The following is a 14,375-nucleotide window of genomic DNA, read 5'->3' on the forward strand; positions in this document are numbered from 1 at the left end:
CCGTTGCGTGCTGTGGTGTTCGAGGAGTTCGGGAAGCCGCTCGAGGTGCGGGAGGTCCCCGACCCGGTGCCGTCCCGCGACGGTGCGGTGATCCGGGTCGAGGCGACAGGTCTGTGCCGCAGCGACTGGCACGGCTGGATGGGCCATGACTCCGGCATCACCCTTCCGCATGTCCCCGGGCACGAGCTGTCCGGCGTGATCGAGTCGGTGGGCGAGGGCGTCGCCAACTGGCGCCCCGGTGACCGGATCACGGTTCCCTTCATCTGCGCCTGCGGCCGGTGCGCGGCGTGCGCGCGCGGCGCCCAGCAGGTGTGCGAGCGCCAGGAGCAGCCGGGCTTCACCCACTGGGGATCCTTCGCCGAGTACGTTCCCGTGCACCAGGCCGACACCAATCTGGTGGCGCTTCCCCGGACGATGACGTTCGCCACGGCCGCGAGCCTGGGCTGCCGCTTCGCCACCGCCTTCCGTGCCGTGGTGGGACAGGGCAGGGTGCGGCCGGGGGAGTGGGTCGCGGTGCACGGTTGCGGCGGAGTGGGTCTGTCCGCAGTCATGATCGCCGCCGCGTGCGGAGCCAGGGTGGTCGCCGTCGACGTCTCGCCCGGCGCACTGGAGCTGGCCCGGGCCTTCGGTGCGGAGGTGTGTCTGGACGCCTCGGCGGTGACCGGGAGCGTCGCCGAGGCGGTCCATGAGGCGACCGGCGGCGGCGCGCATCTCTCGCTCGACGCCCTGGGTGCGCCGGTGACCTGCGTGAACTCCGTACAGAGCCTGCGCCGCCAGGGCCGGCATGTGCAGGTCGGCCTGCTGCCCGACGGCGTACACCTGCCGATGGGCCCGGTGGTCGCGCTGGAACTGGAGATTCTCGGCAGCCACGGCATGGCGGCGCACGCCTACCCGGAGATGATGGCGATGGTCGACTCCGGGGCACTGCGTCCCGACCTGCTGGTCACGACGGAGATCGGCCTCGAGGACGTACCCGCGGCGCTTCCCGCCCTCGGCAGCGCGTCCGGCACGGGCGTCACGGTGATCACCCCGCACGCCGCGGTGAATTCGGCGTAACGGGCGTACCCCGGTAGAGCGGATCTCGGCCGGAACGGGGCACGACCGGGTGGTTCCTGGGCAGTGAGGCATGTCCAGGAGGTCGTGCCCCATGAACCAGCCCGCGCGTGTGGAGGCAGTCCGCGCCCCGGCACGCGCTGTCGGATGCCGTGCCGTGTGCCGTGTGGCCCCGCTCGTCCTGTTGGTACTGCTCGGCCTCCTGGCCGCGTCGCTGGGCTCCGGATCCGCTGCGGCGGGGGAGACCCGGGTGCCCGCCTCGGCACCCGTCGAACCGGCGGGCGAGAGCCCGCCGGAGGAGACCGACACCGCGCTGACGGCATCGGGCAGGCCGGGCAGGGCGGGCCGGCCGAGCCTGGAGCGGGCCGTTGCGCCCTCCGCCCGGCCGCGGCCGGGTCGCCGGACTGCCCGCCCCGCCTCGTACCGCCCCCGCACCCGACGGCCGGCGCAGCCGCCGCTGCGGCTGCGGGCCGCGCGCTGTGTGGTCCTGCGCTGCTGAGCGGCGCGGCATTTCGCCGAGCCCAGCCAGTTCGAGCAGCCATCAGCCATCCCACCGCGAGGTGCACCGCCATGCCCATCGATCCGCTCGCCGCGCTCAACGCCATGCTCCGCGCCGAAGCCGCCCGTTCCGCCGACTCCGACGAACGCCGGCATTCCACCCAGACCGACGCCGAGGTGCGGCGTGGGCCCGCAAGGTCCGAGCCCGGTGCCGACGGCGGCCGTCCGGCGTTCGACGACGGCGCCGTCTGACGCATCCGTGCCGCGGGCCGGCGGCCGGGCCACCGACGAAGCCGGCCCGCGGCGCGGCACCGGCTGCGCGAGGTCCACGGCGAGCGGGCCACGCCCGCCGTCGCCACCGCACGGGCGTCGAGGAGTGCGCAGATGCAGCAGCCGGGCCGGGCCGGGGTCTGCGCCCTCGTCGCCCGGCAGTCCGCCGCCGTGGGGACGTCAGGCTTCCCGGAGGGAAGCGAGGTGGCGGGCCAGTGTCTCCTTCGACTGGAAGGTCGCTCCGAACAGGGCCACATGCTTCCAGTGCAGAGTGCCGTCGGCGGCGATGAGGAAAACGGCACGTCGCAGACCGATCCCGGGTGCCGCCACGCCGAAGGCCCGCGCGACGGACCGCTCGGTGTCGGCGAGCAGAGGCATGCGCAGCTCGTACTTGAGGGCGAACGACTCGTGGCTGTCGACACTCTGCGGGCTGATGGCCCAGACGTCCGCCCCGCAGTCCGTGAAGGTCTCCAGACCGCTGGAATACGAACACAGCTGCTTGGTGCAGACGCTGGTGTCGTCTCCCGGATAGAACGCGAGAACCAGGGGGCGGCCGAGCTGCTTGCGCAACGCGAAGTCGCGCCGCTCGAAGACGCCGTCGTGCAGTACCCCTCCGGGAAGGGTGAAGTCCTCGACGGACCGGCCGATTTCAGGTGATGCTGCCAAGGGAACTCCTGCGGCTACGCGTACGGGCGGACGGGCGTCCGGTTTTTCCGGCCCTTGGTCGACGGGCCGTGCATCCAGACAGTCCACGCCGAAGCGGGTCCCCGATGGAAGACGAAACGGGGATCGTGGCCGGGTTGCAACCGAAGCCCGTCCGTGGGATCGATGAGGTGAAACGCCAGCCTTCTGCCGGGGGGAAACACCCCCTGCACCTCCTCGCCGTCCAGCTCCCGTTCGTCGACGAGCGTGCCGACATCCACAAAAAGTGTCGTGAATCCTTCGGCCTCGCGCAGGCGCAGCGCCTGCGCGAGTAACGGCGCGGTGGTCCTGGCCAGCCGGCCGCTCACCGCGATCCACACCTGTGGCCCGTCGACTGCCAGAACACGTACCCGTATGGTCGCTCGCACCTGCGCCCCCAACAGCCGGATCGGCCCGGCGCACCGGGGACCGGTACGCCGTCACACGTCAGCTATTCGGCGCCCGTCGCCTCGGGGATTGCTCAGCACCGGGTTCCGTTACCTCGCAGGTAACGCGACAGCCTCAAGGGGTGTGGAATACCGCTGTGTCGCGCGGCGCAAACGAGGGTGGGGTGTCCGTGGTCGTCCGCCAGGCGTGATGGTCAGGCGGGCCGAGGCACGATGCTGACGGCGCGGTAGTCGTACCCGTCCTGTTTGAAGCCGGGGGCCTCCCACGTGAGGTCTACCTGCTGCCCGGGCGACAGCGTGCGGTAACCCGCCATTTGGATGGCGGAGTAGTGGCCCCAGCACCCACCGGGAGTCTCGGGAGAGTCGAGCACGCCCCACCCCTCCTCCTCGCGCCACTCGCGGACGGTCGCAGTCACCATGGTGGGAACCTTACGGGGCCTGGCGGCTCCGACGGGACGCTGAGGAGGTGAGCAGTGACCTCTGCTTCGCCTCCGCCGGTCAGTTGGCGTGGAGCGGCAACAGGTCGGCGGCCGCGGGTCTATACCTTGCACGCCTCAGTCAAGGGAAGAGGCAAGGACGGGACGGCATCTGCTCGCGGAGTTCTCGGGCTGGGGGCGGGCGTCGGCGTCCTGGACCGCTGGGGGTCCGGCAGAAGGAACGGCTGGTCCGGGTGAACGCCGAGGCCCATGTCGGGAGCCGAGTCGGCCGCTGCGTGAGCGCTCCTCGATGAGGCGGGCGAGCGGCGGCGGACCGCGCCGACGGCTTCGGCGCCCCGCGGGGAGGACGCGAGTTCATCGTCCCGGCAGTTGGGGGCCGCACTCGCGCGCTGCTCGGTCTTTCTCCCCCGGACGCCATGACGGCCCCCACCCCCGTGTTCAGCACCGGGCGCCGTTGCCCGGAAGCCCCCGCCGGTCCCTACGGCGGCCCGGTCGACAGGGCTCCTCGTCAGGGGGCGCCGTCGACACCGATCCCAAGGAGCGAGCGGTGTGGTTATCGCTGGGGCGAGCTTTCGCGTTGCCTGCGCACCAGGGGGACGGCAAGGAGCGCCAAGGTCACGGCGAGTGCGCCGGAGGCGAGTGCGGTGTGCCAGAACGGGCCGCCGGAGGCGAGATTGCCCACCAGATAGCCGGTGAGGATCACGGCAAGTGTCGCGTTCTGGATGTCGCTGCGCAGCCACCACCGTGCGCGGGGAGACTCCTCTTCGGACAGTCGCAGCGCGTACAGCTCTACAGGCCCGAACTCCTCTTCGGGTGCGCGTTCGGTAGCGGCGAGGTGGTCGGTGGCTTCCCTGGTGAGCTCTGCGGCGCGTGCGCGGGGCACAGCGTGGCGCTCTTCGAGCAGCTGGGGCAGTCGGCGGAGCCAGTGCTCACGCCCGACCGTGTTCTGAGTGTCCGTCCGAGGTTGCATCGTGACTCCTTCAGGGTCTGCGGTTGGTTTGTCCCGTGTGGCCCACCCGAGCAGCGCGAGGCCCAGTAGGCACAGGACAGGGGCGGGTAGGTGGCCGAAGGCTCTTCTGGAGAGGACGGTGAAGGCGGTCGCGCCCAGCACCGTTGCGGCAGCCAGGAGCACCCACCCCGCGGCGCGCCGTCGGGATCGCGAGGCAGTGGCCGCGAGGTAGCCGCACGTCAGGGCTACGGCGATGAACGATGAGCCGACCAGCCCGCCAGGAGTCAGAGCCAGCGTGAATCCGTTGGCAACCCACAGACAGGCGCCGGCCACCAGAGCGGCCGTACCGATCGGGGCGAGTGCAGCGCGGATTGTCGCCGCAGGTGTCTGGCGGCCCCGGTGACGAAGACGCTCCTCGGGCGGGAAGCGCTCGCTGACCACAGTGGCGGCGTACGCCTCCGGCATGCCGAAGGCGTCCTCAGGGCTCTCACCGCTGTCCGCGCAGTGCTGTGCGACCTCTTCCAGCACCGTGTCCGTGAGGGTGCTGTCCACCGATTGTGCAGCCAGTGCCAGCCGAACCCGTGCGTTCCACCGGGTGACCTCATCTGTCATGGCAGCTCCTCCGCACTGTGGGCCAGGAGTTGATCCATCGCGTCGGAGAACTGCTTCCAGCTGGTGGTCTCTTCGCGCAGCCGGGCCCGCCCCGCGTCGGTGAGCCGGTAGACCTTGCGGCCCGGCCCGCCGTCACCGGGCTCCCACCGCGCCTCCACCACCCCTTCGGTCTCGAGTCGGCCGAGCACCGGATACAGGGCGCCGCCACGGACCGTGCCGAATCCGCGGGCAGTCAACTCCTGCACCAGCGCATACCCGTGCTGGTCGCCCTCGGCAAGCACGGCGGCGAGCGCGAGGGGTAGCACCCCACGCAACCAGCCGGTCTCCACAGCGGCCATCTGTAGTCAACTCTGCTCTCTACTCTACGAGTTCGACTAGTTCGATCTCATGCTAGTGAACCACATGTCGGAATCACGTCAACAGCCGTCCGACGGAACAACATCGCCGAAGCGGGATTCACGTGTACGTGGTGCCGGCGCTCCTCGCGGGTGTCCGCACGGAAGAGGGACGGGCGCTTACCTGGGAGCACGTGCACGAGGCGGAACCGGACGAAGCGCGGCCCCACGTAGATGTATGGCCTTCAGTGCGCCTGCAGGGCGACACCAAGACGAGCAAGAGCCGTCGCTTGCTCGTCATGCCGCACCAGGCCGCATCGGTGTTGGAGACGCACAAGGCACGCCAGCAGCAGGAGGCAGGGGCGAACTGGGAAGAAGACGCGTTCGTCTTTCCGAGCGAGACCGGCGAGCGGCGCAGCTCGGTGCGGATGCTGCGGACGAGCTTCGTATCCCTCCTCTCGGATCACGGAATCCCCATCGAGGTCATCGCCCCGTCGTGGGCCACGGCGGCAGCAGCACCACCGAGCGTGTCTGTCGCAAGCAATTGCGTCCGGTGATCGCATCGGGTGCCGAAGCGATGGATGACATCGTCAAGACGAGTGGCAGCGCGACAGCGCCAGGGGCGGACGGGAGTCCGCAGTAACCGCCCAGTGGCTCCCCATCTGGCTCCCCACAGCCGCTGAGCGTCGCGCGTGGCGTCTGTGACCTGGACAAGGAGCCCTCCGGTGCCATTACCTCGCACGTAATCGACGGGGCCGGGGCCGCCCGGCAGTCTTGCGGTACCGGAACTCGGGCGGCGCACTCCGTCCGAGCTCCGGGTCACCTGACCAGCCCATACGACCCTACGGAGGCTGATCCGTCATGTCCGCCACCCTGCTCGCCGGTATTTCCCGCACCACCGAGCCGCAGACGATGCTGCGCCGCTTCCTCGCTCTCGACGCCGCCGTCACCGGCGTCAACGGACTGGCGTACGTCGCGGCTTCCGGCCCGCTCGGGCGGCTCCTCGGAGTCGACTCGACCCTCCTCCTCGAACTGGGCGTCCTCCTCACCCTGTTCGGCGCCGGGGTCGGCTTTCTCGCCTCGCGCCGGCAGCCACCCCAGCTGCCCGTGAAGTTCGTCGTCGACGCCAATCTGCTGTGGGCGGCCCTCAGCATCGCCGCCCTCGCACTCTGGTTCGACCCGACAGCCGCCGGCGCCGTATGGATCCCGCTGCAGGCGCTCACCGTCGCCGGCTTCGCCTGCCTTCAGTGGTCCGCGCTGCGCGCCGCCGCTACGGCGTGAGCGACTGAAGGTACTTGACCGTCGCCGGGTCGGCCGGGAGCAACGTCTCGATGGCCAGCTCGGCGACCGTCACATCCATCGGGGTGTTGAAGGTGGAGATGGAGGACATGAAGGACAGCACCCGGCCTTCGTGCTCGATCTGCAGCGGAAGCGCGAAGTAGGGGTACGGCTCCGGGCGCTCCCGGTCCGCAGGGTCGCTGCCGGTCTCCGGAAGGGGATAGGCGGCGACCTCGTCGTACAGCTCGCGCAGTGCCTCGGAGCGGGCCAGCGCGATCTGGCGCTCCATCTGGGCCAGCAGATGGCCGCGCCACTCCCGCAGATTGCGGATCCGGGGGGCGAGACCCTCGGGATGGAGAGTGATCCGCATGGCGTTGAGAGGCGGCGTCAGCAAGTGCTCCGGCAGCCCGTCCAGCAGCATCGCGATTCCGCGGTTCGCGGCGACCACGGTGTACGAACCGTCGACCACGAGCGCCGGATACGGCTCGTAACCCTGCAACAGCCGTTCCATGCCCTCGCGCAGGGCACCCATCGCCGGATCGTCGAGGGAGGTCTCGGCGTACCGGGGCGCGTATCCGGCCGCCAGCAGCAGGGCGTTGCGCTCCCGTACGGGAACCTCGAGGTGCTCCGCGAGCCGCAGGATCATCTCCTCGCTGGGGCGGGAGCGGCCCGTTTCGATGAAGCTGATGTGGCGGGCCGAGGAATCGGCGCGCAGGGCGAGCTCCAGCTGGCTGATGCGGCGCCGCTCGCGCCAGCCGCGCAGCAGTGGCCCTACTCCCGTGCCGGAGGCGACAGTTGTCATACCCAGACCGTAATACGGCACGTCGGAAGCGGCGAAGCCGTCATGTCGAACTACTGCTGGGCCATCTGGCGGGTACGGCGCGGTGGCGGGACGCGCGTCGCGGTGGGGCGAGCCCGGAGGGACGGCTTGCGGGTGGGCGAGGCGAACTCCGCAGTGGCCGCGGTGGCCCGAGTCCCCAAGACTCGAATGGTGAACACCAGATCGTCACGCTCCGTAACCCCCGCAGTCCCGGACCCGGACGCCTCACGCGTACAAGGGAAGCCCCCGGAGCACTGCGTCCAGGCCCCCTGGCCGGCCGAGACCGAGGACCAGCGCCTCGAGTCCCTCGGCCGCCGCACCGGCGCGCGCTCCGACAGAACGGGGACGCCGCCGCCCGCGCATGTACGGCAGGCGCGTTCACCCGGGCGGGCGAGCGGGCTGCGGTCGTATCCGGAGGGCTGGGGGGATGTGTGGAAGGCGGCCGGGCGCGGTGGTCCGTGGGGGACGGTTCACCATGTGCTGACTGTCGGCGGGAGACTTCCGGCCGTGGCCGTGGGGGCAGTCGCCCTGACGGTGGCGGGGGCCGCGGTCGCGGCGGGCGTGATGCTGAGTACCGGGGACGTATCTGCGCCGGAGAAGCGGGTGGCGAAGGTCGACGGGGCCCGACCGGAGGGACCGCCGGTGGCGCCCCTACCGGCGCGGCGGACCTCCGCTGTGGGGGAGAAGAAGGGGGAGGGGAAGAAGGCGGAGGTACAGGCGCCGGCGGGGCCGGGGGAGCCGGTTGAGCCGGAGGAGGAGCCGGTTCCCGCCGCCCTGCCACTCGATGCGGTGGACCCGGAGGTGGCGGAGATACCGGAGGTGCCGGATGACGTCGTAGCCCCGGACGAGTCGACGACGGACGAGCCGGTGGCCAAGGAGGAGCCCGTGGAGCCGGCAATCCCGGAGGAGCCCGTGGCGGCGGCGAGTCCCGATGAGCCCGTGGAGCCGGAGGAGCCCGTAACGGCGGCGGAGCCGAACGTGCCGGTCGAACCGACGGATCCCGCTGAGTCCACCCTCCCCGCGGAGCCGACGCCGACGCCGGTTGCGTCGGCGCCTGCTGAGTCCGCCGCGCCGGTCGAACCAGCCGAACCAGCCGAACCAGCCGTTCCTCTCGAGCCGATGTCCGCCGAGCCCTCGGTCCCGGTGTCGCCGAGTGCGTTGGTCGACCCGTCGGCTTCCTCACCCGCGCCGGTCGAGCCGATCGCGTCGACAAAGCCTTCCGCGTCCGCGGAACCTCCTGGGTTGGCGAAGCCTTCCGCGTCCGCGGAACCTCCCGTGTCTGCAAAGCCTTCCGCGTCCGCAGAACCTCCCGTGTCTGCAAAGCCCTCCGCGTCCGCAGAACATCCCGGGTCGGCGGAGCCTTCCGTGTCTGCGAAGCCCCCGGCGTTGGCAAGGCCTTCTGCGTCCGCAGAGCCGCCCGCCTCTGCGACGTCCTCCGCGTCCGCGGAACCTCCTGGGTCCGCAGAGCCGCCCGTGTCTGCGAAGCCTTCCGTGTCTGCGAAGCCGCCCGTGTCCGTGAAGCCCTCCGCCTCCGTGAAGCCGCCCGCCTCTGCGACGTCCTCCGCGTTGGCGAAACCCTCGCCCACCGTCCCTGTGAAGGCGAGCACCGATCCCGGGCGCGCCTGCGTATGGATCGGGCCCGTTCAGATCTGCGGGCGGAGGTGAGAAGCCCCGGCCGGACGGGGGTTTCCGACCGGGGCAGCCAAGGCGTGGGCGTGCATGGCGGTCGCCTCTCGGCGAATCGCTCCACAGGGCTTCAGCCGAACGATCTTCCCTGCGGGCGCATGGTGAGGCCCGGGGGCACAGTCCCCGCCACACCCACGTGTGGATGAACGGTAAACCATTGCCGGACGTTCCCCTTGCTCTCCGGGCTTCGCTGTGACGTGCGTTACGTCCCCCGTCCCCCGCCCCCGTCCGCGGTCTACGGCTTACTGGCCACCGCCCCGCGGGACCACCGTCGCCAGCACCGACGGCAGCGGGTACCAGTCCGCCGAGACCACATTGGCGTGGCGGCCCGCCAGCAGGCCGACGCGCTCGCGCGCCGCTGACTCCGTCGGGTTGGTGCCGTCGATCGCGGGGGCCACGTTGTGCGCGCTCGTCATGACGACGAAGTAGCGGTTCCGGTCGTACCAGGCGGTGTCGATGGAGCCGCCCGTGTAGGCGCCCGCGTCCCCGTCGAAGAGGACGAACCAGGGGCGGATGGTGGCGTCGGCATACCGGGTGCGCGGGTCGCCGGAGGCCGCGCCGTGGACGGCGGGGAACGCGGCCGCCTCACCCAGTCGGCCCGCTGCCTTGAGGTCGCGCAGATAGGTGGCGTACTCCCGGTCGGTCCACAGTGTGTCCGCCGGATTGCCCTCCTCGAGTGTCCCCGGGATCAGCTCGATCACGAACTTGCCCGCGAGCGCCGAGCGGGCGGGCCAGCCGTCCGTCCGTACGGCCGTGTCGAGATCGGGGTGTCCGCCGGCCAGATCGGCCGGGCGGAACAGGGCGTTGCCGAGACGGGCGGAGAGCAGCGCGTCGAGGGCGGCGGGACCGCGGCCGTTCTTGCCCTGGAAGCCGTCCTTGAGCTCGATCTTGATCAGGATCGGCCGGTGGCCGGGATGGGCGTCGTGCCAGGCCTTCATGTCCGCGAGGCAGCCGCCGAGGTCCTGGTTCCGGGACTTGGTGCGCAGTTCGGCGGGGCCGGCCGCGTTCTCGCAATTGTTGTTGTTGCCTATGGGGTTGCTGTGCGAGACCCGCCAGGATCTGCCGAACACATTGGTCCAGACGTCGATCTCGAGCATGCCCGCGCCGGAGTCGAGCGCGTCCGCGAAGTACCGGTACTTCGTTTTCTCGTAGGCGTTGTGGACACCGACCCCGGTGGTGGAGGAGTAGGGCAGCTGCCCCGGGTCCGCCGACCGGGGCGCGGACGCCTCCGCCGGGGCGAGTGCGACGGCGAGCAGCCCGGCCGTGACTGTTGTGGTCACGGCCGCGCGCGAGAGCTTCCCCATGGTTCCCCTGTCTTTGCTTCGGATCGAACAAGTCGAGCGAAGGGTAGGGGAGTTGAGTGAACCGTGGGGAGACGGGACTCGGCCGTTACGAATGCGCCAGATGTGGTGTGTGGGGCTGAGGGTCGTCCAGGAACTCCTCCAGGATTCCCGGCGCCGACGCGGCGGCGAAGCCGACGGCCCCGTCGTCCGCCATGTCCCTTATGTGATAGCCGTGTTCGCCCGCTGCCACCGCCGCGGTGACCGTGACCAGCCCGGCCCGCCGGGCGAAGGGTGAGCTCGAGAACGTCCAGGCCGCGATCGCGTCACGCTCCAGGGCGAGTGTGTCGCGGCTGAACGTACCCGCCCGGACGAGGAGATGGCAGCCGTGCAGTGCATGGCCGAGACTGCGGTACGCATCCCGGGCCGACAGCCACACCACCGGAGTCGCCGCCGACGCGAAGATCCATGCGCAGTGCAGCAGGACGGGTGTCAGCAGCATTCCGAGGACGAGCAGTGCGACCGTCGTCGGCAGGACGAGGAACAGCAGGCCGCGCATCAGTCGGCGGCGCAGAGCCGCTCGCGGATGCGGGGTCAACTCCACGTTCGCAAAGGGATGCTGGGCCATGCGGAGCGCGCCGGCGGTGACGCGCAGGGCCTCTTCGCGCGGCGCCGGCGGGAGCAGGGCGCTGCGGCTGCGGGTCTCTTCGCTGTTCCCGAGCCCGCCCGCGACTGCCGCCGCACTCGCCCCGCCGGCAGCCCGCAGCAGCAGCGGCTCACGGAGCAGCACCCCGCGCAGTCGGGCCCGTTCGATGGTGACCGAGCGGGTGGTCAGCAATCCGCGGCGTACGGTCAGCGTGCGCGCGTCGGTCCATGCGGCGCTGAAGCCCCACCAGTTCTCGACGTAGAGCGCGAGGGCGCCGATCGAGCCGAGGATGATCACGGCGAGCAGGGCCGCCGGGACTGTCAGCCACAGCATGCTGCTGCCGAACTCGCGGAACGCGTCCTGGACGAAGCCCACCCGCCACAGCTCGATGCCCATGGCGTCGAAGACTCGGTAGACGGAGCCCGCGGCGATGCCCACGCCGCCGAACACCCAGAAGGTCAACGGTGCGTAGCGCAGCCAGCGCCAGTCGATCCGGGCGATGACCGGCTCGTCGGCCGGAGCGAGGGTGTCGGCGCGCGCGAGCAGCGCGGTGCGCAGCCGGTGCGCGTCGCGGACCGTCAGCGCGTTGAGCGCGATCTCGCCGCGGCCGTCACCCGAGGTGGTGGTGCCCGCCCGGACGATGGTGAGGCCGAGCAGCCGGTGGAGCGGCGTGGCGGTCAGATCGACGCTGCGGACGCGGTGGAGCGGCACGGTACGCAGGCGCCGGTTCAGCACACCGCTGCGTAGCGCGAAGGAGTCGGCGGTGAGCCGGTATTGCGTACGGGACCAGCGGATCAGGCCGAACGCGGTGACGGCGGCGAACGAGACGGCGAGGGCGGCGAGCGTGATCAGGGCGCTCGCCGGGATACGGCCGCCGGTGGCGAGCGCGGTGAGGGCGAGCGAGCCGAGCGGCGGGGCCAGCCAGCCGCAGTGCACCAGCAGAGTGCGTACGTCGGGCCGGCGCCAGGCGCTGGTGATGGTGGTGTCGGTGTCGGCCGAGGTGCCGGTGAGCGCGGTCATGCGGCGTCCCCGGGCACGGCCTGCGCGGCCTCGCCGATACGCCGGGAAAGCTCCTCGGCGTCGGCGTCGGACAGCCCCGCGATCTTGATGTTGCCCGCGGTGGAAGCGGTGGTGACGATGAGCGTCGCGAGCCCGTACCGCCGCTGGACAGGGCCGCGCACCGTGTCCACGGTCTGCACCCGGGACAGCGGGGCGATCCTGCGCTTCTGCCACAGCCAGCCGCCCGACGCGTAGACGGAGTGGGTGCCGAGTTCCCAGGCGTGCACCGCGTACCGGCCGCGCGGCATGAGGGCCGCATAGCCGAGCGCCGGCACGACGAGCGTGACCAGGAGCAGGGGCGCGAGCCAGGGGAGCGCGCCGGGGAAGAACAGGGCGGAGAGCAGGGCGAGCGTGAGGGCGGTCAGCAGCATCGGGCCGCTCACCGACACCAGCGCCTGGGCGGTCCACCACTGGCGGGCGCGGGGGTCCACGCGGTGGCGGGGCGGCCGCAGGCGCGGAGCGGCGTGCAGGGGCATAGGGGGGACACCGCTTTCCAAGTCAACTGTATTGGGCAGCGATACGCTACAACGGTACAAGTGACTTGTAAAAGCAGGAGGTGAGGTCGCCGGTGCCGAAGAAGGTGGACCATGAGGCCAGACGTCTGGAGATCTCCGAGGCGCTCTGGCGTATCGCGTCTACGCGGGGGCTCGACGGCGTGAGTCTGCGTGATGTCGCCGCCGAGGCGGACATCTCGCTGGGCAGACTGCAGCACTACTTCCGTACCAAGGACGAGATGCTGCTCTTCGCCCTGCGGCACATCAACACGCTTGCCGAGCGGCGGATCCGCGAACGCATCGAAGCGGCCGTCGTGGAACTGTCCGAGGAGCCGCCGCCCCGGACCGTGCTGCGCCTGTGCCTGATGGGGATGCTGCCCCTCGACGAGAAGAGCCGGGTGGGCAATCTTGTGGGGGCGGCGTACTTCGCGCGGGCGGTGCACGACGAGCGGCTGCGCGCGGAGGCGCGGGAGGGGATGCCCAAACTGGCAGAGTTCTTCGCGGGGCTGCTGCGCAGGGCGGTCGAACGTGGCGAGGTGGGGGCGGACAAGGACCCGTACGACGAGGCGATGCTGCTGATCAGCCTGGTGGACGGGCTGACGGCGTACACGCTGCTGGACGTGCACACGCCGGAGGTGGCATTGCGACTGCTGGACCTGCACATGGCCAGGCTGTTCGGGGAGTAGGGGTTGATCCCCCACCCCACCCCTACTCCCCGACCCGAAACTCCAGGGGGCGGCGGCCGCCGTTCGACTGCACGGCACGCACCATGGATGCGCGGAGCGCGTGGGTTTCGGTGCACCAACTGGTCAGCCCGGCCTCGCGCGCAGGTTGCTGAGCCCGTGCTGCCCCGCCGGGTAACGGTGCGGGGCGGCATACAGGGCGACACAACCCTGCGGAGCAGGCCGGGCCGGGCCGGCACCGGAGGATCAGTTGATCTTGAGGAGCTCCACCTCGAAGTGGAGCGTGGCGTTGGCCGGAATCAGACCCGGGTAGCCGCGGTCTCCGTAGGCGTAGTCACCGGTGATGATGAGACGCGCCTTCTCGCCCAGGGACATCGTGGGGACGCCTTCGTCCCAGCCCCTGATGACCTGGCCGACACCGATTTGGGTGACGAACGGCTGGCCCCTGTCCCGGGAGGAGTCGAACTTCGTGCCGTCTTCCAGCGTGCCGACGTAGTGCATCGTGACGGTGTCTCCCTTCTTGGGGAAGTTCGCGCCGTCCCCGGCACTGATGACGTCTTTCGTGACTCCCACGCGTTCCTCGTTCTTCTCGTCGTCGATCGGCAGGTCTGCTTCTGCAGCCGGTCCTCCCATGGTGTCACGGTCGGCACCGGGACAGCAGGCAGCGGGCTCGAACTGGTCCCGGGTGCGGTCACACCCATTTCCCGTTCCGCTGAGGGAGGGGCCGTGCAGGGTCGTCCCCGCAGGGGATTGGCGGCAAAACCCGGCCCACGAGAACGGGGCCCTGTATGCCGCCGACCCCGAGGAGTCGAGCCCGGAGGGGCCCCGGAACCCGCACCGGACAGGACCCCGCACCACGGGCCCGAGTCACATGCGCCCGCACCGGACGGGCGGCCTGCCCCTGTGTGGCGTTGCGCTGGGGAGGGGCCGTGGAGGGTCGTCCCCGCAGGGGATTGGCGGGAAAACCCGGCCCACGAGAACGGGGCCCTGTATGCCGCCGACCCCGAGGAGTCGAGCCCGGAGGGGCCCCGGAGCCCGCACCAAAGCAGGACCCCGCGCCACGGGCCCGAGTCACATGCGCCCGCACCGGACAGGACCCCGAGCCACGGGCTGGCCCACGCCCGTCCCGTTCCGCTGGGGAGGGGCCGTGCAGGGTCGTCCCCGCAGGGGATTGGCGGCAGGACCCG

At 71.1% G+C, this 14,375-nt stretch carries 18 protein-coding genes; 6 read left to right on the top strand and 12 right to left on the bottom strand.

The features are described 5' to 3' along the window. The first annotated feature begins 3 nt into the window (after positions 1 to 3). From OG883_RS10770 to OG883_RS10780, 3 genes are all read left to right on the top strand, one after another. The gene (locus OG883_RS10770; protein WP_266538259.1) at positions 4 to 1,056 is read left to right on the top strand and encodes a zinc-dependent alcohol dehydrogenase family protein; all 1,053 of its coding nucleotides are present in this window, start codon (positions 4 to 6) and stop codon (positions 1,054 to 1,056) included. Between the two features lie 91 nt (positions 1,057 to 1,147). Beyond that, positions 1,148 to 1,552 (top strand): hypothetical protein, encoded by a 405-nt coding sequence (locus OG883_RS10775; RefSeq protein WP_266538262.1) that lies wholly within the window; start codon positions 1,148 to 1,150, stop codon positions 1,550 to 1,552. 71 nt (positions 1,553 to 1,623) lie between these two features. After that, entirely contained in the window at positions 1,624 to 1,803 is a 180-nt protein-coding gene (locus OG883_RS10780; RefSeq protein WP_266538265.1) for a hypothetical protein, read from the top strand. Between the two features lie 198 nt (positions 1,804 to 2,001). On the opposite strand, the gene OG883_RS10785 is transcribed toward OG883_RS10780, so the two are convergent. The 5 genes from OG883_RS10785 to OG883_RS10805 form a co-directional block, all read right to left on the bottom strand. Further along, positions 2,002 to 2,487 carry a peroxiredoxin gene (locus OG883_RS10785; protein WP_266538268.1) on the bottom strand — a complete coding sequence of 162 codons (486 nt, stop codon included), beginning with the start codon at positions 2,485 to 2,487 and terminating at the stop codon, positions 2,002 to 2,004. Between the two features lie 14 nt (positions 2,488 to 2,501). Next, positions 2,502 to 2,831 (bottom strand): hypothetical protein, encoded by a 330-nt coding sequence (locus OG883_RS10790; protein ID WP_266538271.1) that lies wholly within the window; start codon positions 2,829 to 2,831, stop codon positions 2,502 to 2,504. Between the two features lie 272 nt (positions 2,832 to 3,103). Further along, positions 3,104 to 3,328: a cold-shock protein gene (locus tag OG883_RS10795; RefSeq protein ID WP_266538274.1), complete on the bottom strand. Its 225-nt coding sequence runs from the start codon at positions 3,326 to 3,328 to the stop codon at positions 3,104 to 3,106. Between the two features lie 571 nt (positions 3,329 to 3,899). Further along, positions 3,900 to 4,907 carry a hypothetical protein gene (locus tag OG883_RS10800; RefSeq protein ID WP_266538276.1) on the bottom strand — a complete coding sequence of 336 codons (1,008 nt, stop codon included), beginning with the start codon at positions 4,905 to 4,907 and terminating at the stop codon, positions 3,900 to 3,902. Continuing rightward, entirely contained in the window at positions 4,904 to 5,245 is a 342-nt protein-coding gene (locus tag OG883_RS10805) for a PadR family transcriptional regulator (protein WP_266538279.1), read from the bottom strand. The genes OG883_RS10800 and OG883_RS10805 overlap by 4 nt, the downstream gene beginning before the upstream one ends. Before the next feature lie 122 nt (positions 5,246 to 5,367). Between OG883_RS10805 and OG883_RS10810 the strand changes: the two genes are divergently transcribed. Both OG883_RS10810 and OG883_RS10815 read left to right on the top strand, forming a co-directional pair. Then, positions 5,368 to 5,799 carry a hypothetical protein gene (locus OG883_RS10810; RefSeq protein WP_266538281.1) on the top strand — a complete coding sequence of 144 codons (432 nt, stop codon included), beginning with the start codon at positions 5,368 to 5,370 and terminating at the stop codon, positions 5,797 to 5,799. Positions 5,800 to 6,103: 304 nt separating this feature from the next. After that, a complete protein-coding gene (locus OG883_RS10815) occupies positions 6,104 to 6,523 on the top strand; it encodes a hypothetical protein (protein WP_266538283.1) in 420 nt (139 codons plus the stop codon). On the opposite strand, the gene OG883_RS10820 is transcribed toward OG883_RS10815, so the two are convergent. The 6 genes from OG883_RS10820 to OG883_RS10845 all read right to left on the bottom strand — a co-directional run bounded on the left by OG883_RS10820 (position 6,513) and on the right by OG883_RS10845 (position 12,487). After that, on the bottom strand, positions 6,513 to 7,322 hold the full coding sequence (locus OG883_RS10820; RefSeq protein ID WP_266538286.1) for a helix-turn-helix domain-containing protein: 810 nt from the start codon (positions 7,320 to 7,322) through the stop codon (positions 6,513 to 6,515). The genes OG883_RS10815 and OG883_RS10820 overlap by 11 nt on opposite strands. A gap of 50 nt (positions 7,323 to 7,372) precedes the next feature. After that, entirely contained in the window at positions 7,373 to 7,501 is a 129-nt protein-coding gene (locus OG883_RS10825; protein ID WP_266538288.1) for a hypothetical protein, read from the bottom strand. Between the two features lie 309 nt (positions 7,502 to 7,810). Further along, positions 7,811 to 8,947: a hypothetical protein gene (locus tag OG883_RS10830; RefSeq protein WP_266538291.1), complete on the bottom strand. Its 1,137-nt coding sequence runs from the start codon at positions 8,945 to 8,947 to the stop codon at positions 7,811 to 7,813. A 321-nt stretch (positions 8,948 to 9,268) separates the two neighbouring features. Then, positions 9,269 to 10,330: a phosphatidylinositol-specific phospholipase C domain-containing protein gene (locus OG883_RS10835; RefSeq protein ID WP_266538298.1), complete on the bottom strand. Its 1,062-nt coding sequence runs from the start codon at positions 10,328 to 10,330 to the stop codon at positions 9,269 to 9,271. 85 nt (positions 10,331 to 10,415) lie between these two features. Beyond that, on the bottom strand, positions 10,416 to 11,972 hold the full coding sequence (locus OG883_RS10840; RefSeq protein ID WP_266538301.1) for a PH domain-containing protein: 1,557 nt from the start codon (positions 11,970 to 11,972) through the stop codon (positions 10,416 to 10,418). Next, the gene (locus OG883_RS10845; protein WP_266538304.1) at positions 11,969 to 12,487 is read right to left on the bottom strand and encodes a PH domain-containing protein; all 519 of its coding nucleotides are present in this window, start codon (positions 12,485 to 12,487) and stop codon (positions 11,969 to 11,971) included. Before OG883_RS10845 ends, OG883_RS10840 begins: the two co-directional genes overlap by 4 nt. Positions 12,488 to 12,579: 92 nt before the next feature. On the opposite strand from OG883_RS10845, the gene OG883_RS10850 reads away from it, so the two are divergent. Then, positions 12,580 to 13,191, top strand: a complete 612-nt coding sequence (locus OG883_RS10850; RefSeq protein ID WP_266538307.1) for a TetR/AcrR family transcriptional regulator — start codon at positions 12,580 to 12,582, stop codon at positions 13,189 to 13,191. 243 nt (positions 13,192 to 13,434) lie between these two features. Here the strand turns inward: OG883_RS10850 and OG883_RS10855 are convergent, their stop codons facing one another. Further along, positions 13,435 to 13,821, bottom strand: a complete 387-nt coding sequence (locus OG883_RS10855) for an FKBP-type peptidyl-prolyl cis-trans isomerase (RefSeq protein WP_266538310.1) — start codon at positions 13,819 to 13,821, stop codon at positions 13,435 to 13,437. Positions 13,822 to 14,375 lie beyond the last annotated feature (554 nt).

The sequence above is a fragment of the Streptomyces sp. NBC_01142 genome (genome assembly GCF_026341125.1).
Taxonomy (GTDB): Bacteria; Actinomycetota; Actinomycetes; order Streptomycetales; family Streptomycetaceae; genus Streptomyces.